Annotated in this window: 18 protein-coding genes; 4 read left to right on the top strand and 14 right to left on the bottom strand. The window is 71.1% G+C overall.

Translation table 11 applies throughout. The annotated features are described in order from the left end of the window. The first annotated feature begins 115 nt into the window (after window positions 1-115). Window positions 116-1,003: a PspA/IM30 family protein gene (locus tag C464_RS04415; protein ID WP_006112342.1), complete on the top strand. Its 888-nt coding sequence runs from the start codon at window positions 116-118 to the stop codon at window positions 1,001-1,003. 124 nt (window positions 1,004-1,127) lie between these two features. Here C464_RS04415 and C464_RS04410 read toward each other — a convergent pair whose 3' ends face one another. The 3 genes from C464_RS04410 to C464_RS04400 all read right to left on the bottom strand — a co-directional run bounded on the left by C464_RS04410 (window position 1,128) and on the right by C464_RS04400 (window position 4,146). Continuing rightward, complete coding sequence (locus tag C464_RS04410; protein ID WP_006112341.1) at window positions 1,128-2,174, bottom strand: dipeptide epimerase; 1,047 nt, start codon at window positions 2,172-2,174, stop codon at window positions 1,128-1,130. Further along, window positions 2,171-3,277: a DUF1611 domain-containing protein gene (locus tag C464_RS04405; protein ID WP_006112340.1), complete on the bottom strand. Its 1,107-nt coding sequence runs from the start codon at window positions 3,275-3,277 to the stop codon at window positions 2,171-2,173. Before C464_RS04405 ends, C464_RS04410 begins: the two co-directional genes overlap by 4 nt. A gap of 551 nt (window positions 3,278-3,828) precedes the next feature. Next, complete coding sequence (locus C464_RS04400; protein ID WP_006112339.1) at window positions 3,829-4,146, bottom strand: DUF5785 family protein; 318 nt, start codon at window positions 4,144-4,146, stop codon at window positions 3,829-3,831. 263 nt (window positions 4,147-4,409) lie between these two features. On the opposite strand from C464_RS04400, the gene C464_RS04395 reads away from it, so the two are divergent. Continuing rightward, entirely contained in the window at window positions 4,410-6,806 is a 2,397-nt protein-coding gene (locus C464_RS04395) for a methyl-accepting chemotaxis protein (protein ID WP_006112338.1), read from the top strand. Window positions 6,807-6,909: 103 nt separating this feature from the next. Here C464_RS04395 and yqeC read toward each other — a convergent pair whose 3' ends face one another. The 11 genes from yqeC to C464_RS04340 form a co-directional block, all read right to left on the bottom strand. Then, on the bottom strand, window positions 6,910-7,641 hold the full coding sequence (gene yqeC, locus C464_RS04390) for a selenium cofactor biosynthesis protein YqeC (RefSeq protein ID WP_006112337.1): 732 nt from the start codon (window positions 7,639-7,641) through the stop codon (window positions 6,910-6,912). A gap of 63 nt (window positions 7,642-7,704) precedes the next feature. After that, on the bottom strand, window positions 7,705-7,998 hold the full coding sequence (locus tag C464_RS04385) for a hypothetical protein (RefSeq protein WP_006112336.1): 294 nt from the start codon (window positions 7,996-7,998) through the stop codon (window positions 7,705-7,707). Beyond that, window positions 7,995-9,038, bottom strand: a complete 1,044-nt coding sequence (locus tag C464_RS04380; RefSeq protein ID WP_006112335.1) for an Mrp/NBP35 family ATP-binding protein — start codon at window positions 9,036-9,038, stop codon at window positions 7,995-7,997. The genes C464_RS04385 and C464_RS04380 overlap by 4 nt, the downstream gene beginning before the upstream one ends. Before the next feature lie 101 nt (window positions 9,039-9,139). After that, the gene (locus C464_RS04375) at window positions 9,140-9,916 is read right to left on the bottom strand and encodes an isopentenyl phosphate kinase (RefSeq protein ID WP_006112334.1); all 777 of its coding nucleotides are present in this window, start codon (window positions 9,914-9,916) and stop codon (window positions 9,140-9,142) included. Beyond that, a complete protein-coding gene (gene mvk / locus C464_RS04370; protein WP_006112333.1) occupies window positions 9,913-10,929 on the bottom strand; it encodes a mevalonate kinase in 1,017 nt (338 codons plus the stop codon). Before mvk ends, C464_RS04375 begins: the two co-directional genes overlap by 4 nt. A gap of 55 nt (window positions 10,930-10,984) precedes the next feature. Then, the gene (locus C464_RS04365) at window positions 10,985-12,010 is read right to left on the bottom strand and encodes an AbrB/MazE/SpoVT family DNA-binding domain-containing protein (RefSeq protein WP_006112332.1); all 1,026 of its coding nucleotides are present in this window, start codon (window positions 12,008-12,010) and stop codon (window positions 10,985-10,987) included. Window position 12,011: 1 nt separating this feature from the next. Further along, on the bottom strand, window positions 12,012-12,683 hold the full coding sequence (gene phoU / locus C464_RS04360; RefSeq protein WP_006112331.1) for a phosphate signaling complex protein PhoU: 672 nt from the start codon (window positions 12,681-12,683) through the stop codon (window positions 12,012-12,014). Window positions 12,684-12,687: 4 nt separating this feature from the next. After that, window positions 12,688-13,611 (bottom strand): phosphate ABC transporter ATP-binding protein PstB, encoded by a 924-nt coding sequence (pstB, locus tag C464_RS04355; RefSeq protein WP_006112330.1) that lies wholly within the window; start codon window positions 13,609-13,611, stop codon window positions 12,688-12,690. A 6-nt stretch (window positions 13,612-13,617) separates the two neighbouring features. Continuing rightward, entirely contained in the window at window positions 13,618-15,246 is a 1,629-nt protein-coding gene (pstA, locus tag C464_RS04350) for a phosphate ABC transporter permease PstA (RefSeq protein WP_006112329.1), read from the bottom strand. Then, entirely contained in the window at window positions 15,246-16,379 is a 1,134-nt protein-coding gene (gene pstC / locus C464_RS04345; protein ID WP_006112328.1) for a phosphate ABC transporter permease subunit PstC, read from the bottom strand. The genes pstA and pstC overlap by 1 nt, the downstream gene beginning before the upstream one ends. Before the next feature lie 155 nt (window positions 16,380-16,534). Beyond that, window positions 16,535-17,770: a PstS family phosphate ABC transporter substrate-binding protein gene (locus C464_RS04340; RefSeq protein ID WP_006112327.1), complete on the bottom strand. Its 1,236-nt coding sequence runs from the start codon at window positions 17,768-17,770 to the stop codon at window positions 16,535-16,537. A gap of 206 nt (window positions 17,771-17,976) precedes the next feature. On the opposite strand from C464_RS04340, the gene C464_RS04335 reads away from it, so the two are divergent. Together C464_RS04335 and C464_RS04330 are read left to right on the top strand one after the other, a co-directional pair. Continuing rightward, entirely contained in the window at window positions 17,977-18,939 is a 963-nt protein-coding gene (locus C464_RS04335; RefSeq protein WP_006112326.1) for a hypothetical protein, read from the top strand. A 31-nt stretch (window positions 18,940-18,970) separates the two neighbouring features. Next, window positions 18,971-19,780, top strand: a complete 810-nt coding sequence (locus tag C464_RS04330; protein WP_006112325.1) for a hypothetical protein — start codon at window positions 18,971-18,973, stop codon at window positions 19,778-19,780. The last annotated feature ends 343 nt before the right edge of the window (window positions 19,781-20,123 follow it).

Raw genomic sequence — 20,123 nt, 5'->3', positions numbered from 1 at the left:
GCTCGGCGGTCGGCAGCCGTCGGCTCGGACGACCGCCTCGCGTTCCCGCCGCGGACGACGCCGCTCCGCCGCGAACCGCATGAGGTTTTAACGGGTGGAACGCGTACGAGGTGGTATGGGAATCCTCTCTCGCGCCTCCTACGTCATCCGCTCGAAGGTGAACTCCCTCCTCAACCGGGCGGAGGACCCGACGGAGTCGCTCGACTACTCGTACGAACAGATGCGCGACGAGCTCCAAGACGTCAAGCAGGGGATAGCCGACCTGACGACCCAGAAGAAGCGCCTAGAGATCCAAAAGCGCAAGCTCGAAGAGAACGTCGAGAAGCACAACCGGCAGGCCCGCGAGGCGGTCCAGCAGGACCGCGACGACCTCGCGCGGAAGGCGCTCGAAAAGAAGAAGTCGAAGATGGCCCAGATCGAGGAGCTCGAAGGCCAGATCGCCGACCTGAACGGGACGCAGGAGCAGCTCGTCGAGAAGAAGAACAAGCTCCAGAACCGCATCGAGGAGTTCCGCACGAAGAAGGAGACGATGAAGGCCCGCTACGAGGCGGCCGAGGCGTCCTCCCGCGTCTCCGAGGCGATGACCGGCGTCGGCGACGAGATGGAGGACGTGAGCCGCTCCATCGAGCGCGCCGAGGAGCGCACCGAGGAGATGGAGGCGCGCGCGGAGGCGATGGACGAGCTGGAGGACTCCGGCGCGTTCGAGGACGCCCTCTCCGACAAGGACAGCATCGACCGCGAGCTGGAGAGCCTCTCGACCGACAGCGAGGTCGACGCCGAGTTGGAGACGCTGAAGGGCGAGCTCGGGAAGGGCGAGTCGTCGAACGGCGACGCCGCAGTCAGCGACGAGGACGTCGACGCCGAGCTCTCAGACATCGAGGCGGAGATCGACAGCGACGACTTGGAGGCCGACCTCGACGGCGACTCGGCTGACGACCTCGACGAGGAGCTCGATGTCGAGCTGGAGGACTCCGAGTCCGAGGCCGACGAGCCCCGGAACTGACCGAGCGCGGTCGGGAGCCGATCCCCGCGGTCCTCGTGGTCCCCGCGGTCCCCGCGACCTTCGCGGTCCCGACGGTCCCCGCCCGTCGCCCGTTCTCCCCGATTTCACTCCCGCTCTTCCCGTTTCACTCCGACGCTAGGCGCGCGCCGGTCCCCGCGCGGTCCTGTTCGGCGAGTCGAATCTCGCCGTCCGCGAGGTCGACGCCGTCGTACGGGTCCTCGGCGAGCAACAGCGACCCGTCGAGGTCGGCGTAGTCCAGCAGGGGCGCGAGCTGCGCCGCCGCCGCGATGGAGGCGTTCGACTCGATCATACAGCCGCACATCACTTCCAGACCGTGCGCCCGCGCGGCGGCGATCACCCGCCGCGCCTCGGACAGGCTCCCGGCCTTCATCAGCTTCAGGTTCGCGACATCGCAGCGGTCGGCGATCGCGGGCACGTCCGCGGCCGTCACGCAGGACTCGTCGGCGGCGATCGGCAGTTCGGCGCGCTCGTAGACGTACCGGAGCCCCTCCGGGTCGTCGGCCGAGACGGGCTGTTCGACGAACTCCACCTCGCGGTCGGCGAGCCACGCGCTCTTCGCGACCGCCTCCTTCGGCGTCCACGCCTCGTTCGCGTCGACGCGGAGCCGAGCGTCGGGCGCGGCCTCGCGGACCGCGTCGACCAGGTCGCGGTCGCGGTCGGTGCCGAGCTTGATCTTCAACACGTCGTGGCCCGCCGCGACGGCGTCGGCCGCCTTCTCGCGCACGCGGTCCGTCTCGGCCAAGCCGATCGTGAACGACGTCTCCGGCGCGTCGCTCGGGTCGAGCCCCCACAAGCGGTAGAGGGGGACGCCGAGCCGCTTCGCCGCGAGGTCGTGGACGGCGACGGAGACGGCACAGCGCGCGGCGGGGTTGCCGTTCACGACCCCCCGCAGTTCCGCCTCGATCTCGCGGACCGCGTGGGGGTCGCCGACCCGCTCGACCGCGTCGAGCAGCTCCGGCATGACCGCCGCGACCGTGTCGGCCGTCTCGCCGTAGTGGGTCGACGGCGCCGCGCCGCCGACCCCGGTCATCCCCGCGCCGTCCGTCACGCGGACGATCACGTTCTCGGCGGTCGTCTGGGTCCCCCGCGAGATGGTGAACGCGTTTTCGAGCGGCAGCGAGACGCGCTCGAACTCGGCGTCGAGGCTCATTCCGCGGCTCCCTCTCCGGCGACCTCCGAGTCGGCGTCCGCGGCGTCGCCCGCGCCGAGTCCCGCGTCGAGGGCGGCGTCGACGACGGCGTCCGCGCCGTGTCGCACGGGGTCGGTCGCGGGGACGCCGGTCTCGTCGGCGAACGCGGCGACCGCCTCGGCGGCCGCGTCGTCGTCGGCGACGTCCTTCGTGTTGACCGCCCCCGCGACGACGCTCGCCTCGCGGACGGGCGCCGCCAGGTCCTCGTAGAGGTCGACGTAGTCGGCGAGGGGCGGCAGGTCGAACGACTCGTAGCCGTGGACGACCTCGCGGCCGGCGGCGTGACAGAGGACGAGCCCGTCGGCCATCGACCCGTGGAGGATGCCGCAGGTGACCGCGGAGTAGGCGGGGTGGACGATGCTCCCCTGCCCCTCGACGACGAGGAGGTCGTGGTCATCGCCGACTTCGACGAGCATCTCCTCGACTGCGCCCGCTGTGAAGTCGGAGACGACGCGGTCGATCGGGTTCCCCCAGCCCGCGATCATGATCCCGGTCTGGCCGGTGGGGACGAACGCGGCGTCGATCCCGCGCTCGCGGGCGGCCGCGACGATCTCCAGCGAGGCGGTCATCTTGCCGACCGAGCAGTCGGTGCCGACCGTGAGCAGCACGTCGGCGTCGACGTCGCCCGACGCGCCCGTCGCGACCGTGAGGTCGTCGGCCGGCTCGCGCACGTCGACGAGTTCGACGCCGCGTTCGGCGGCCAGCGCGGCCAGCTCCTCGTCCTCGTTCAGGAAGTAGTGGAGGCCGCTCACCACGTCGCAGCCCGCCTCGATCGCGGCCTCGACGTCCGAGCGCCACGACTCGTCGAAGCCGCCGCCGATCGGCGCGATCCCGATATACAAGGCGTCCAGCGCGCCCTCGGCCGCCGCGTGCGCCTCGTCGAACGACGCGACGATCGGCGCGTCCGCGACGTCCGGGACGTGATCGCTCACGCTGTCGCCGGCGCGGTCGCGGTCGAGGACGGCCCGGACGTCTTGGTCGCCGTAGCGCAGCACGCCGAGCGCGGTCTTCGCGCGGTCGGGGAACTTCTCGTGGGCGAGGACGGCGATCCGCTCGTGGTCCATGGTGGGTCGCTCGCCCCGGGCGTTCTTAAAAGGGTCGAGGGTCGAGCGAGCGTTCGACTCGACTGCGGCGATTCCGTCCGACGAGGCTCCGACTATCGCTCCGCTATTTATAAATGGAACCCGGTGCGGTGGCGCGTGCCTGCGAGCGTCCTGTGGACGCGAGTCAGCACGCGCGAGGGACGCCGCGAGCGACGCGGGCGACCGGAGGGAGCCCCGAGCGAGCGGCGAGGCTGGGGNGAGGGACGCCGCGAGCGACGCGGGCGACCGGAGGGAGCCCCGAGCGAGCGGCGAGGCTGGGGAGGTGTGAGGTGCGGTTGCCGTGCGGTGGGGCGGGACTCAAAGGGGCAGTCACGAGGGCGGCGGCGCGCGACGCAAGCACCGAGGAAGCGAACGGAGTGAGCGACCGAGGCGCGCAGCGAGCGCACCGAGCCCTCGTGGCTGGGGCCTTGGAGGTGTTCGCTGTCGGTACACCAGCAACTACTCACAAGTAAATGGCCGAATCACGAAACACGACACCCGTACCCCGCCCGGACTCGGTAGCGACTACGTATTCAGGCGCTGCCGTCGACGAACTGGTCCGCGCCCTCGTAGAACCAGTACCCGTTCTCGCGCATCGCACGGCCGAGCTCCTGGTGGAACTCGACGAAGTCGGCGAACTCCTCCTGCTCGACGTTCTCGAAGATCTCCTCGACCGAGACGACCGTCTCGAAGTCGATCCGGATCGGGTGGTCGCCGTACTGCTCGACGTACTCCGCCGCGGTCAGCGGGAAGTCCTCCCCCTCGTCGATCTTCTTCGCGAGCACGGCGTGGCCGTACTGCCGCATGCCCTCGCTCCCCTGCTCGCCGTCGGGGTCGTGTGGCCAGTCCATACCGGTGGATTCGCCGGATCGGGCATAGTGGTTTCGGATGCGGCGGTCGACCCCAGAGCTCCGGCCGACCCCAGAGTTCCGGTCGACCCCAGAGCTCCGGCCGGCACCCCAATCACCGTAGCGCCACCTCGCCGCCGGGCGGGCGTCCAGTTCGATCGGTTCTGCCCCCGCCGATCGGGACGACTGTCCGGAGTTTCGCCCCCGATTCTCTCGTCTGATATTCGGCTACTGGCGTTTATATGTGGGTGTAGAAACTGCGAATTATGTCAGCCGACGACCGGAAAAGTCCCTTCCGTCGCCTCTTCGATCGCCTTCGTGGCCGGTACGCGTTCAAAATCGTAGCGGCAGTCGTCATCGTCTCGGCGGTGTTGCTCGGTGCGGGCGCGCTCGCCGTCGACCAAGTCCAGGGGAGCGTCGAGTCGGACGCCCGCGAGGCGATGATGAGCTCCGCCGAGCGCGAGGCTCAGGGGATCGACGGGTTCGTCGAAGACATGAACGGGTACACCCGCCGGGTCTCGTCGGCCTCCGGCGTCCAGTCGTCCAGCGAGGGACGGATACGGGACGAGCTCCGGGCCAACGCCGACATGCTCCCCGAGTACGTGCTCGAAGTCCACTACTACGACATGGTGTCGAACGAGGTGACCGTGAGCACGTCGCCGACGACGGAGGGGACGACGTACGCCGAGTCGGAGCGCCCGTGGGCGGTCGGTCCGGCGGCGTTCGCCAACACGAACGACGTCCGGTCGTTCGAGCCGTACAAGGAGGACGGCGAGAACCACATCGGCTTCGTCAGCCCGATCAACAACGTGCCCGGGAAGGCGATCGTCATCACCGTCGACCTCTCCGAGCGCGGGGCGCTGCTGACCTCGCCCGTCGACGGCGGCAACATGCAGGTGGTCTCCACGCGCACCGGCAAAGTCGCGCTGGCGTCGAACAGCGACGCGATCTTGCGCGACTACTTCCTCATCGAGGAGCTCTCGCACTTGGAGACCGACGTCACCGAACCGGTCGCCGTCGACGTCACCGACGACGAACAGACGGTCGTGAACGGGTCGGCGGTCGCCACGGCGACCGCGCCGATCGACAGCAAGCCGTGGGCCGTCGTCGTCGCAGCCCCGCAGAACGAGGTGTACGGGACCGTCGGCGACGTGACGCGGACCGTCCTGCTCCTGATCGCCATCTCGGTCGTCGGACTGCTCGCGGTGGGCGGGTTCGTCGTCCGCGACGTGAACGGCTCCGTCGACGACCTGCGGGGCTACGCCGAGGCGATCGAGGCCGGCGACCTCGACGTCGACATCGAACGTACCCGGACCGACGAGTTCGGACAGCTCTCGGCGCTGTTCGACCGCATCCGGGAGACGATGCGCGAGCAGATCGTGGCCGTCGAGGAGTCCGCAGCGGAGGCCGCCGCGGCCCGCGAGGAGGCGGAGTCGCTGTCGACGCACTTGGAGACGAAGGCGGACGAGTACGAGGCGACCATCGGCGCGGTCGCCGACGGCGACCTCACCCGTCGGCTCGACCCCGAGAGCGAGAGCGAGGCGATGACGGCCATCGCCGAGTCGCTCAACGAGACGCTCGACCGGCTGGAGGCGCTCGTCGTCGCCATCCAGGACGCCGCCGAGACCGTCGGCGAACGGAGCTCCGAGGTGACCGCCTCCACCGAGGAGGTGGAGTCGACGAGCGTCGACGTGGCCGACAGCGTCGAGGAGATCTCGGTCGGGACCGAGCGGCAGGAGGAGACGCTCGCGACCGCGGCCGCCGAACTGGACGACCTCTCGGCCACCGTCGAGGAGATCGCCTCCTCGACCGACGAGCTCGCGGAGCAGTCGACCGCGACCGCCGAGACCGGGGAGGCGGGCCGCGACGACGCGGGCGAGGCGATCGACCGGATGGACCGGATCGACGACGAGGTCGGCCACACCGTCGACGAGATGCGCGAGCTGCGCGACGAGGTCGAGCGCATCGGCGAGGTGGTCGACCTCATCGACGACATCGCCGAGCAGACGAACATCCTCGCGCTGAACGCCTCCATCGAGGCGGCCAGGGCCGGGGAGGCCGGCGAGGGCTTCGCGGTCGTCGCCCGCGAGGTGAAGGACCTCGCGGAGGAGACCGCCGACGCGACCACCGAGGTCGAGGAGCTGATCGCGGGCGTCGAGGCCTCCACCGAGTCCGTCGCGGAGGGGATGTTCGCGATGGAAGACGACGTCGAGGCGGGCCGGGCGGTCGTCGAGGAGACCGTCGACACGCTCGAATCGATCGTCGACAGCGTCAACGACGCCAACGCGGGTATCCAGTCCATCAACGACGCCACCGACCAGCAGGCCGGGTCGACGCAGGAGGCGGTCTCGATGATCGACGAGGTCGCGGAGGTGAGCGCCGAGACCGCCAGCGAGGCGCAGAACGTCTCCGCCGCCGCGGAGGAGCAGACCGCGGCGATCGGACAGATCTCGGCGAGCGCGGAGTCGCTGTCGACGCGCGCCGACGAGCTCCGGACGCTGGCCGACGAGTTCGAGGCCCGCGAGGCGGCGGCCGCGGCGGCCGAGACCGAGGTCGCGGACGGCGCGGTCGCGGTCGACCACGCGGACGCACCCGACTCCGTCGAGGCCTCCGCCGACGGCGGTTCGGAGGTCGACGGCGAGGCCGCCCCCGGAGACGACTGAACCGGGATCGACGGCGGCCGCACGGGACGCCCCTCACTTCCACCCGCTGCTCGCGATACGCGTCGCAGCGGACTCTTCGCGTCTGATTCCCCCGGCCCGAGCGCTATTCCACGACCTCGACGACCGGGTCGGCCGCGGTCAGCCGCGTGAGGAGGACGCGCGGAACGTTCGCACGCATGAGGATCTCCCCGGCCACCGCCCGCGCCGCCTTGGCGTCCGCCTCGGAGTCGACCTTGTTCACGATCGGGGTCGCGGTCGCGCCGCGCGGGAGACCCTTCAGCCCGCCCGCCGGGCTCGAGAGGACGGTCGCCACGTCGGCGGGGCGGATCTCGTCGCCGACCTCGCGGCCGGTGATCGCGGCGACTTCTTCGGGCCGATGGACGAACTCCTCGGTGAGCGGTTCGCCGACGGCGTGCGCGCTCGCGACCGGTGCGACGACGTCCGCGTTCGCCGGGATCTGCGGCTCGCGTTCGCCCGGCGCTTTGAACTCGCGGAGGCGCGCCCCGTCCGCCTTCACGAGCGTCGCGCCGGGCGCGGCGTCGGCGACCGCGGCGACGGTCTCCGCGTCGTACCCGAGGTATCGGTCCGACCGCTCGCGCTCCGGAACCAGTCCCAGCGGCCAGTCGCCGTCGCCGGCCTCGCCGACCGCGGCCACCGGGTCCTCGGTCACGCGCACCGCGGCGACCCGGTCGTCGAAGATCGGTATCCGGACGGTCGCGGTCACCACCGGTCGGTCGAGCCGGTCGGCGAGCGCGAACAGCGTCGACTTCTTGCCGCCCGCGCCGACGACGCAGACGGTCGCGTCGCGGGCGTCGAGCGCGGTCGTCAGGTCCATGGCGGGGCGTTCAGTCGCCTCGGCCCTCACTCTGGCGGTCGGCGGAGCGCGGGGCCGGCGGCCTCAGCGGCGCAGGCCGCCCTCCGCTTTGATCCGCATGATGTGCCGGACGTTGAGGTAGATCTCCTCCGGCGAGGTCTCCTCCTCCGCGTCGTACAAGTCGGACACCCGGTAGAGGATCGCCGACAGCTGCTTGCTCTCCGAACTCTCCGAGCGCACGTCCGCGGCCACCTCGCGGAGGAACTCCCGCACCTCCGCGTCGGCCGGGATCTCCGCGTCCGACGCGCCCTCCGGAACGACCGGGTCGACGCCCGCGGCCGCGAGGGGGTCCTCGCGGTCGTCGTCCGCGTCGGTCATCGCCCGTCGCTCACCCCGCGGCGGCGGACGACGCCGGCGTTGTTCGCGACGTTCTCGACGAGCACCTTGAACGCGTCCGCGGTCTCTCCCTCCTCCAAGACGACCGGCTCGCCGTCGTCGCCGCCGGTCCGCACCTCGGGGTCGAGCGGGATCCCGCCGAGGAACGGGAGGTCGTGGTCCGCGGCGAGCGCCTTCCCGCCCCCGGAGCCGAATATCTCGTGGAATCCGCCGCAGTCCGGACACCGGAAGCCGGCCATGTTCTCCGCGATGCCGAGGACGTTCGTGTCGTGTTTGCCGAACATGCGGAGCCCCTTCACCGCGTCGTCGAGCGCCACCTCCTGCGGCGTCGTGACGATCACGGCGCCAGTCAGCGGCAGCGTCTGGAGGATGGTGAGCTGGGTGTCGCCCGTCCCCGGCGGCAGGTCCATCACGAGGTAGTCGAGCTCGCCCCACTCCACGTCCTCGACGAGCTGGGTGATGATCTTGTGGACCATCGGGCCGCGCCAGATGACCGGGTCGTCCTCGCCGGTGAGGAAGTCCATGCTCATCAGCTTCACCCCGAACCGCTCCGGGGGGACGATCGTCTCGCCGTCGGTCTCGGGCCGCTGCTCGGCCGACACCATCCGCGGCACGTTCGGCCCGTACACGTCGGCGTCGAACAGGCCGACGCGAGCGCCGAGCGCCGACAGCCCCGCGGCGAGGTTCACCGCGACGGTCGACTTGCCGACGCCCCCCTTCCCGGACGCGACCGCGATCACGTTCTGGACGCCGGGGAGGACCTGCTCGTCGGTCGACAGGTCGTCCGGGATCGACGCCGACAGCTCGACGTCGAGCCCGGTGTCCGCGAGCGCGTCCCGCACGTCGTCGGCGACGGCCGACTCGGTCGGCGAGAAGGGCGCGCCGAGCGCGAGCGACACGCGGACCGTTCCGTCCGCCTCGTCGACCGCGACGTCGTTCACCAGTCCGAGCGAGACGATGTCGCCGCCGAGGTCCGGGTCGCGCACGTCCGCGAGCCGCTCCCGCACGTCCGATTCGTTCATGCCCGGAGGGAGGGCCGTGGGTCGAATAAGGGTTCTGTACGGGGCTCGCGGCCCCCGCGACGCGTCCGCGACGCGCCCGCGACACCCGGGCGATCGCGCGCTCAGTCGATCCGGGTTCCCGCGCCCTCGCCGCGCAGGAAGGGCGACAGCCCGTCGGCCCCGAACACGTACGCCGGCGCGTCGAGCGCGAGCAGCTCCCGCACCTTCGCGGCCATCCCGCCGGAGACGTCGGTGGCGTCGCTCGCGCCGAGCGCGTCCGCGACCGACTCGAAGTCGTCGACTTCGGGGATCACCGCTCCGTCGCCGTCGAGCACGCCGGGGACCGTCGAGCAGACGCCCACGCGGCGCGCGCCGAGCCCCGCGGCCAGCTCGACGACCAGCTCGTCGCCCGAGACGACCGTCACCCCGTCGCCCGCCGTCGCGACGCCGTCACCGTGGAGGACCGGGACGAACCCCTCGTCGAGCAGCGTCGCCGTCGACCCGAGCGGGAGGTCGAGTCCGCCCCCGGTCCCCCCGGTTCGCGCCGCGAGCGACAGCGGGTGGACCGGGACCGCGGGCACGCCGCGCTCGCGGAGCCGTTCCAAGACGCGCGCGTTCAGCCGCTTCATCGCCCCGTGGATCGCGGCCACCGCGTCCGCGTCGCGCGTCCCCTCGGTCGTCGACACGCCGCGCTCGCTGGCGTGGTGGTGGCCGAAGCTCCCGCCGCCGTGGACGACGGCGAGCCGGTCGACGTCCCCCGCCGCGAGCGCGTCGGCGACCGCGTCGCAGGCCGCGTCGAGCGCCGGCTCGTCCAGCGTCTCGGGACTGTCCTTCTCCGTGATCAGGCTCCCGCCGAGCTTGAGGACGACCGGGGGAGCGGCGGCGTCGTCGCCCGTCACGGCTCCACCACCCGGACGCCTTCGGTCGCCAGCTCGGCGCGGAACGCCTCCTCGCAGCCCTGCGTGAACGAGAGCGCGGTCTCCGTCGCGTCGCTCTCGTCCAAGGCGACGATGCAGCCGCCGCCGCCCGCGCCGGTGAGCTTCGCGCCGTGCGCCCCCGCGTCCCGCGCGGCCCACACCATCGCGTCGAGCGACCGCGCGGAGACGCCGAGCGCCGCGAGCAGCCCGTGGTTGAAGTCCATCAGCTCGCCCAGCTCCGCGAGCAGCGCCGGCTCCGGGTCGCTCTCGGGGTCGGCCGCCGCGAGCAACGCCTCGCCCGTCCGGACGAGGTCGCCGACGGACTCCACGGTGTCCGCGGCGAACTCGTGTTCCGCCCGCAGCTCGCGGACGCCGGCGACGAGCTCGCCGGTGTCGCCCGCGCCCCCGTCGAAGCCGACGACGAACGGGAGGTTTGGGGCGTCGATCGGCTCGCAGTCGTCGCCCTCGACTCGCACCGCGCCGCCCATCGTCGAGCAGAAGGTGTCCGCTCTGGAGGCCTGCCCGTCCTGTACCTCGAACTCGGCGCGGTACGCCCGGTCGGCGAGCTCGCGGCGGTCGAGCTGCTCGCCGAGCGCGCGGGTCGCGGCGTCGATGCCGGCCACGACCACGGCCGCGGACGACCCCAGCCCCGCGCCGAGCGGGATGTCGCTCTCGACGGCGATGTCGAACCCGGCGTCGGGCGCGTCGGCCGCCTCGCGCGCCTGCTCGACGGCCGCGTCGACGTAGCCCATCGCGGCCTCGACGAGCGGGGTCGGCACGTCGACGTCGGGCCGGTCGCCCGTCCCGCCCGCGTACTCGACGGTGAACCCGTTCAGGGAGAGGTCCTCGGCCTCGACGCGCACGTGGTCGTCGTCTCGCGGCTCGGCGGTCACAGTGGCGCGTCGCTCGATCGCCGCCGGCACGGCCGGCTCGCCGTATACGACGGCGTGTTCGCCGAAGAGGTACACCTTCCCCGGCGCTTCGCAAACGGTCATACGAGTCTCCTCTCTCCGCGCGCTTACAGGCGTTGCGCTTGGCGCGGCCCGAGTCCTACCGGTTCGTCCGGCCCGGCTCGCGGTCGCGGATCGCCTCCCGGCACCGGACCGCTCGCCGCAGTCCGACCTCCGTCACGTCGCCCCCGCGGTCCGCGGTCCGCCGCAGCGCGCGCGAGACCCGCCGGAGTTCGGCCGCGTCCGGGCCCGCCCGGTCCAGGCCGCGGTCGAGCGCGTCGATCTCCTCGCGGACCCGGCGGAGCTCGTCGAGCGCGGCCCGAGCGACGCCCGCGTCCTCGTCGCCGAGGGCGACGCTCACCCCGTCGGCCACGACCTCCCGGACCGCGCGCCCGATGTCGCGGCACGACTCCAATCGCGGCTCCGCCGGCGGCGCGTCGAGGGACGCCGCCGCGCAGCCGACCTCCGCCGCCGCCTCGCGGAAGCGGCGCAGCTCGCGCATCGCCGTCCACGACTCGAAGAGCTCCGGTCGCGTCGTCCCGAGCGCGTCGACCTCCCGCAGGTCGACCATGCCGCGGGAGACGGACCGGTCGACCATCGCTGCGAGGCGGTCGACCTGCTCGTCGCGGGAGCCGATCGGCGACGAGTCGGGGGCCGTCGCTAAGGCCTCGACCGCGTCGCGGTGTATCGAGCGCACGGTGAACGCCAGCTGCCGGAGGGACTGACTCACCGAAACCTCCCCCGAGTCCAGCATGATCCGGACCGTCGTCGCGGTCTCCGACTCGGCGGCCACCGACATCCCGATCCGGTTGCGGGCGGTCCGCTCGACGACGCGACGCTGCTCCGGGGTGAGCGGCTCGCCCACCTCGACGGTGACCTCGCGCGCGCCGGCGACGTAGGCCGCCCGCAGCGCCCGCCCGATCACGTCCGGGTCGCTCGACTCGATCCGAGCGACCGACGGGTCCTCGTCGGTCTCGCTCCCGGTCTGGACCGTCAACACGCCGTCGATGTGGTCGTGTAGGGTCACGGTGTCGCCGGAGGCGACCCCCTGCGACTCGGCCCACTCCTTCGGGAGCGAGACCGTGTACGTTCCGTTCCCGACGGTCTGTACCTTTCGCGACTCCATCTCAGTAGAGCAGCTCCGGATCGTTCTCGATCATGTAGAGGGTCCGCGCCGCGATGTTCACGGCGTGATCTGCCACCCGTTCGAGGTCCCGGATCGTCAACAGGACCCGCGACACGTCGTCTAGCAACCGCTCGACCTCCCAGCCGTCCCCGTCGGTCCCCGCGATCAGGTCGCGGGTGACGCTCTCGCTCGCCCGCTGGCACAGCGCGTCGACCTCGTCGTCGTCGGCCGCGACCGCCCGGCACGCGGCCGCGTCTTCGGTCTCGTAGGCGGCGAGGCTCCGTTCGACCAGCGAGCGCACCGCGTCGCCGATCGCGTCGAGCTGTACCTCGGGCGAGAGCGTCTGCGTCGCCGTCCGCAGGTAGTCCGCGAGGTTGACCGCGAGGTCGCCGATCCGTTCGAGGTCCGTGATGATCTTGAACGAGGCGGTGACGAACCGGAGGTCGCCCGCGACCGGCTGCTGGAGCGCGAACAGGTCGACGCACCGGTCCTCCAGGCGCAGGTACGCCTCGTTCACCGCGGCGTCGCCCTCCACGACCGACCGCGCGAGCGACTCGTCGCGGCGCTCGACGGCGTCGAGGCTGCGCTCGAACTGCTCGATCACCCGATCGCCCATCGCGAGCACGTCGGACCGAAGCTCGTCGAGCGAGTCCTGGTACCGTTCTCGGGGCATGCGATCACCCGAACTTGCCGGTGATGTAGTCCTCGACGCGCTCGCTGTGCGGGTTCTCGAACACCTGATCGGTGTCGCCGTACTCGACGAGCTCCCCGCCCGTGAGGAACACGGCGGTCTGGTCGGAGATCCGCGCCGCCTGCTGCATGTTGTGGGTGACGATGACGACGGTGTACTCCTCGGCGAGGTCGTCGATCAGGTCCTCGATCTTCGCCGTGGCGATGGGGTCGAGCGCGGAGGCCGGCTCGTCCATCAGGATGACCTCCGGGTCGACGGAGAGGCAGCGGGCGATGCAGAGGCGCTGCTGTTGCCCGCCCGAGAGGCCGAGCGCGTTGTCGTCGAGCCGGTCGCTCACCTCGTCCCACAGCGCGGCGTCGCGGAGGCACCGCTCCACGAGTTCGTCCCGCTCGTCCGCGTCGCTCCGGTTCAGGAGGCGGGCGAGCAGCCCGGTGTCGAGGTCGCCGTGCTTCTTCGGCCCGTAGGCGATGTTCTCGCGGATCGACTTGGGGAACGGGTTCGGGGACTGGAACACCATCCCGACCCGCTTCCTGAGTTCGACGAGGTTGACCCCGTCCTGGTAGATCTCTTGGCCGCCCAGCTCCACGGAGCCGTCGATCCGCGCGGAGCTGACCCGGTCGTTCATCCGGTTGAGACACCGGAGGTACGTCGACTTCCCGCAGCCGGAGGGGCCGATGAGCGCGGTGACGCTCTGCTCGGGGATCTCCATCGAGACGCCCTTCAGGGCGTGGTCGTCGCCGTAGTACACGTCGAGGTCGTCGACGGTCATCTTCGCCTCGCCTCGGAAGTCGTACTCAGTCCACTCCGACTGCGTCCGCTCGGCGGTCTCGCCGGCGGTCGTCGTGAGTGGCTGGTCGCTGTCCGTCGCCGCGGATTCGGTCTGGGTCTGCTTGGTGGTGTTCTCGCTCATGGTGGGTCAGGTGTGCGTGAGCCGCCGCCGGAAGTAGTAGCGCGTCGCGATCCCGATCGCGTAGAAGGAGAGGACGACGACGAGGAGCACCAGCGCCGTCGCCCAGCGGAAGGCGTTGGGGTCGGAGACGCTGCTGCCGAGCCCGACGCCGGCCGTGATCAGCGCAAACAGTTGGTACGGCAGCGCCGAGGTCGCCTCCAACAGCGCCGGGTTGGCGACGAACGGCGGTGCCGCGGTGAACTGGAAGCTCCCGATGACGTCGACCGTCTGCGAGCCCGGGATGAACGTCCCGCCGGCCATCGTCAGCAGTATCGGGGCCGTCTCGCCGGCGATCCGGCCGACGCCGAGGATGACGCCGGTGACGACGCCCGGGAGGGCCGCCGGCAGGACGACGCTCCGGATCGTCTGCCACTTCGACACCCCGAGCGCGGCGCTCGCGTCGCGGTACTCGTCGGGGACGGAGAGCATCGCCTCGCGGGAGGTGATGACCACGAGCGGGAGCAGCATGAAGCCGAGCGTGATCATGCCCGACAGCAGGGACTTCCCGTTGCCGAACCGGGGGATGAGGAAGGCGAACCCGAACAGCCCGAACACGATGCTCGGGGTGCTCCACAGGCCGTTGGTCGCGACCTCGACGACCTGCGTGAACCGGCCGCGGTCCGCGTACTCGGTGAGGAAGACGGCCGCGCCGACCCCCAACGGAACCGCGAGGACGACGGCGCCGATCACGAGCCAGACCGTGCCGACGATCGCGGGCAACACGCCTTGGAAGTCGTTCAGGAGGGCCACGCCGTTCATCACGAACGGCACGGAGACCGGGAGCGTGACCGAGACGCCGAGGATCGTCGTCTGCGGACCGGTTCCGAGGCCGAGTTCGAAGCCGGTCAACAGCCCCGGAACCCCCTGAACGACCACGTACGCGACGAGGATGAACAGGAAGGCGACGATCGAGAGCGCGTTCAGGTAGACGAGCACGTACGCGCCCATGTGGCGCCCGCGGGCGCCGAAGCCACCGTACGACTTCGCCGAGGCCCAGCCGCCGTACAGCGCGCTGAACAGCGTCGCCACGGGGATGAAGAATTCGGCCGTGATCGAAGCCGTTTGCGCCCACCCGAGGTCCCACACCCAGTCCGGACCGATGACGCCGGTCAGGAACACGAGTCCCGTCAGCGTGAGCAGGCTCCCGAGCGGGAGCGTCGACCCGAGGTCCTCGCGCGGGAGGACGGTGAGCGCGAAGGCGACGCCGCCGACGACGAGGGCGCCGACCGCACCGCCCGCCGTGCCGAGGCCGAGCGTCTGGCTCGCGACGCCGCCGCCGACGACGACCCACGGGACCGCGGCGCCGAACCCGGCGATCAGTCCGGCGCTCGGGTCGGGGTCGGTCTCGACGTAACCGAGCCGGGACCCGGCCCCGAAGGCGATCACCGCGACGCCGAGCGCGGTCAGCAACCCGCCGAGCAGCGTCACCGTCTGGACGCCCGCGAGCGTTCCGGTGAGGCTGACGCGCTCGAACATCGCCGCGACGGCGAGCGCGAACAGGACCGCCGAGAGCCCGATGGCGACGGCGGCGACGGCGTCCGTCTCGGTGGTGTTCCCCTCGACTAACTGGGTGTCCGTCTGACCCGCGCCCGCCATCAGACCTCACCTCCGAGCTTCTCGTGCATCCGCCACTCGATGTACTGCGCCCCGACGGAGATGACGAGGACGGTGACGAACAGGATCACGCCCGCGACGAACAGCGCGTCCATCTGGAGGCCGTCCGCCTCGCCGTAGTTCCGCGCGATGATCGAGGTCAGCGTCTCCTGGCCGTAGAACACGTTGACGAGCGGCTCGGTGAGCCGCGGGACGCCGCGGAGCATCACCGTCGCGGCCATCGTCTCGCCGATGGCGCGCCCGACGCCGAGCAGGACCGCCGAGGAGACGCCGGAGAACGCCGCCGGGAGGGTGATCGACGTCATCGTCTGCCAGTCGGTCGTCCCCATCGCCAGCGACCCGCTCTTCATCGACTCGGGGACGCTGCTCAGCGCGTCCTCCGCGACGGAGACGACCGTCGGGAGCGCCATCAGCCCCACGACGATGCCGACGAAGAGGTACGACCCCTGTCCGGTCGTCTGGAACTGGTCGGAGGCCCACGGCCCGAGGACGGTGAAGCCGATGAACCCGTAGACGATCGACGGGATACCCGCGAGGATCTCGACGCCGGGTTTGACGACCTCGCGGACGGTCGCAGGGGCGATCTCCGAGATGAAGAGCGCGGCGGAGACCCCCAGCGGGGCGGCGACGGCGGAGGCGATGAGGGTCACCATCACCGTTCCGTGAATCATCGGCACCATCGAGTACCGGATGGGCGGCGAGACGGCGTCCCAGTTCGGCTGGATGAACATGCGGAGTCCCGGGACCGACACGCCCAATACCGTCGCGCTCTCGTACCGGAGGACCGGGACCGACTCGCGGAAGATGAACACGATGATCAGGCCGAGGATCAGGATCGTCGACACCGTCATCATCAGCGCGATCACGTACGCCGTCTCCTCCTGATACCGGAACCAGCCGATCCCCGCGGCGGCGAGGAAGACGACGAAGGGGACGATGGTGAGGTCGGAGACGACCAGAAACCCGACGAGCGAGGCGAGAAGCGAGAGCGTCATCGCCGCGATGATCGCCAGCGCGGGCGACTCGGTCTCGGTGACGAACTCTCTGACCCGTCGGAGCCGCGCGCCGAGCGCGTTCGTCACTCGGCCGGCCGGCGCGTCTGTTACCGAGGACATCTGTCTGGTATCGTAATCGTTCGGTGGAGTGCGTGTGTCATAGAATCGGTGTTCGTCTTGAGCGTGGGTGCCGGGGTGTCAGCGAAACGGAGGGTCATCGGTGAGACGGGGCGCGTGTACCGCCTCGCGGTGGTCGACCGAAACCGTCGTTTCGCCTACGGCGAGAGGAGTTCCTCTGTCGCGACGGACGAGACCTGCTCTTTCATCGACTCGAGGTCGCTCGTCGGGAGCGGGATGTAGTTGTTCCCCTCGACGAAGGTGGCCTGTCCGAACTCGTTGAGGAACATGTTGACGAACGCGGCCTCGCGAGCGTCGTAGCCGCCGCCGTCGGGGTTGCTCTCCTCGATGAGCGTGTACATGTGGAGGTCGCGGTTGAGCGGGTACTCGCTGTCGAAGATCGTGTTCTCCGCGTCGCGGCTGGTCTCGTACAGCGTCCCGTCGAACTCGATGGAGATCGGGATGACGGTCTCGCTGGTGAACGCGAGCGCCATGTACGCGATGGAGCCCTCGTTCTGGCCGACGGCCTGCGCGACCTGCTGGTTCTGCCCGAAGCGCGTGTCGACGCCGGACATGGAAGCGTCGGCGGCACCGAGCATGTTCAGGCGGAACGCGGTGTCGGTGCCCGAGCCCTCGGCGCGGCCGACGGCGTAGATCTCTTGGTCGTAGTCGATCCCGTCGATCTCGCTCCAGTTGGTGATCTCGCCCTGGTAGATGCCGCGGATCTGCTCGCCGGTCAGCTGGGTGACGCCGGCGTCGGAGACGTCGGAGCTGACGACGACCGGCTGGCCGTCGCGGCCGACGACGTTGTCGACGACCCTGTTCTGGGCCTCCTCCTCGCTCCAGCCGAGCTCGGCCGTGATCGGGCCGGAAGAGTTGCCGATGTCGACGAGCCCCTCGGTGACGGCCTCACAGCCGGTCCCGGAGTGGCTCAGGCCGACGGTCGTCGGGAACGGCGGCGAGGAGCGCTGCTCGGTCGCCTCGAAGCCGAACTTCGACGCGAAGTAGTCGGCGATGAGCATGTCGTCCGCGCCGTCGGACGAGAGCTGGTCCCAGCCGGGGACCGACGTCTCGTCGTTCGCGCCCCAGTACTCGCCGTCGCTCGGCGGGGCGTTGGAGTTCCAGTAGGAGCTCCCGGTGTTCGAGATGGGATACACGGTCGATGAGCCCTCGGCGTTGAGGAGCGCCGTGTTCTGCCCGGAGCTATCGCCGCCGTCCGTGCCGTCGCCGCCGTCACTCCCGTCGCTGCCGTCGCTGCCGTCGCTGCCGTCGCTGCCGGAGCTTCCGTCGCTGCTGCCGCCACAGCCGGCCAAGCCGGCGGTCCCGAGCGCTCCGGACGTGATGAGAACTTTCCGCCGCGACACGCCGCCGTCGACCCAGTTCCGGTCTGACATCACCCGTAGCAACGGACAAGTCTATTAAACTGGTTTATATTTTTAATATAGACACCTCTTGGCACGAGAGGAGTCCACGGTACCGATGCGGACCGCACGAGAGGGCTCTGACGAATATATATCACCACGTACCGCTCCGTTTGGCTCTGTCCACGAACGGACCGCTCTTAGGAAGGTATACACCGCACTACGCCGAATCCGGCGGTATGAGCGAACCCGCGCCCGCGGCGACGCCCCTCGAGGAACTCGTCGACGCGGTCTCCGAGCGGACGGACGAGGAGCCGGAGTCGATCCGCACGTGGCTCGACCCGTTCACCGAGGACGGGACCGTGACGCCCGCCGCAGTCGAGTCGAGCGTCACCGACGTGTCGCAGGTCCTCGCGACCGCCGAGACGCGGGTCGACCTCGCGACGCGGACCCACGAGGAGGCGACCGCCGCCGCCGACGGCGCGCCGGACCTCGACGTCGTCGACGTCCGACGCCGGGCGTTCGGGGACCGGCTGGACGACCTCCGGGCGGAGGTGGAGGCGCTCGGCGACGAGTTCGGCGAGGCCAGATCGGAACTCGACTCCCCGGTGGCGGTGTACCGCGCCGCGGTCGCCCTCCACGAGGTCACGACCGACGCACAGGACGTCGTCCGCGTCGCCCACGACCTCGAGACCGAACTCGAGGCGTTCGAGGCGTGGATCAGCTCCGCGAACCGCCGTCACGACGGGCTCGTCGACGACGTCGAGGCCGCCGAGGAGTCCGCCGAGTCCGTCGCCGAGGTCGTCACGGCGCTGCGGGAGGCCGACGAGCCCGACCCCGAGCGGCGGTTCGACGCCGCCGTCCAGACGCGCGTCCTCGACCTCGTCGTCGGTGACCTCCGGGCCGAGGCCGCCGACCTCCGCGCGTGGGCCGACCGCGACGGGGTCTCCTTCCCGGACGATGTCGACGCGCGGATCGACGCCCTCGAAGCCGAGGTGGCCGACCACGCCGCGGCGCTCGCCGGCGGTCCGGACTGGGACGATCGGTTCGGCGAGCGACTCGCCGCGCTCGACGCGGAGCTCGACGCGGTCGAGCCGCCCGTCGCGTGGGCCCGCGTGGACGAGTCGGTCGCGGCGGCGCGGTCGGCGCTGTCCGACGACGACGCGACCGTCGACGAGACCGCGACTCCGGGTCGCCAGTAGCCTCATCACCGCGAGACCGCGAGTGAGAGACGTGCCACAGCGCGCCCGGGCCGCGACCGCGGTCGCCCTCCTCCTCCTGCTCGCGGGGTGCGGCGGGTTCGCTCCGGGCGGGCCGACGCCGACCGACTCCGCACCGCCCGACTCTCGGCCGTCCGATCCCCGGCCGAACGAGACCGCCGACGCCGGCGAGCGGCTCGCTGACGTCTCCTTCCCGGACGGGTTCACTCGGGCCGGAATCGACACCGCGACGGCGCGCGAGCGGTCCGTGGCCTTCCTCCGGACGGAACCGGTGACGGGGGCCGCGGTCGAGCGCTTCCGCGCCGGGGCGTACGCCGACTACGAGTACGACGCGGCCCCGGACCGGATCCGGTTCCGACTCGACGTTCACAACGGGTACATCGACGTCACGCGCAGCGACGTGTACGTCGACGGCGGCGTCCGGTACAGTCGGAGCGCTCGGAACAGGGACGTCTCCTTCGAGGCGTCCAACGGGTCGATCGCGAGGACCCGGTACCGCGCGGCCGACTCGATGTGGGCGGTCGCCTCGCGGATACTGACGGTCGCGGAGTTCCGCGCGGTCCGAACCGTCGAGGAGGACGGCGAACGGCTGATCCGGTACGCCGCGACGGACGTCGCGGTCCGGAACGCGACCGACGTCCGGGGGTACCTGACCGTCGACCGGAACGGCGTCATCCGCGAGGCCAGGCTCGCGTACACTCGGGCGGGGGAGTCCAAACAGTTCGAGTACGTGGTCGCGCCGCGGTCCGCCGGAAACGAGGTCGCGCCGCCGGCCTGGCTCCCCGCCGCGAGCGCGAACGCCACTCCCGGAGTCGGAGACTGATGAGGGGGGTGAGGGCGGGAGTGGACCCGCGACTCGCCGCGCGCTCGCCACCGGGGCGTCGGCAGCCCTCGCGGCCACCGCCGGGTGTGCGGCGCTCGACGCCGACTCGCCTGCCCCCACTGGGTGACGGTCTACTCGGGAGAGCGCGAGGAGACCCACGACGTGACCGTCGACGGAACCCGGTTCCAGCGGGACTGATCGGGGGTCGAGCGGCCCGAACTCCCCTCTGACGACCCCGACGAGAGCGGCGTCGAACTCCGGGTCGAGAACGGCCGGGACGGTGATCCGACGGTGCGGTCGGAAGCGGGCTGTCGGCACGTCTCGTCCGGCTGACGGCCCTCGC

Source organism: Halorubrum coriense DSM 10284, assembly GCF_000337035.1.
In the GTDB taxonomy this organism is placed as follows: Archaea; Halobacteriota; Halobacteria; order Halobacteriales; family Haloferacaceae; genus Halorubrum; species Halorubrum coriense.
Note: the sequence above shows the minus strand (reverse complement) of the source record. Positions and strands in the feature narration are given on the sequence as shown.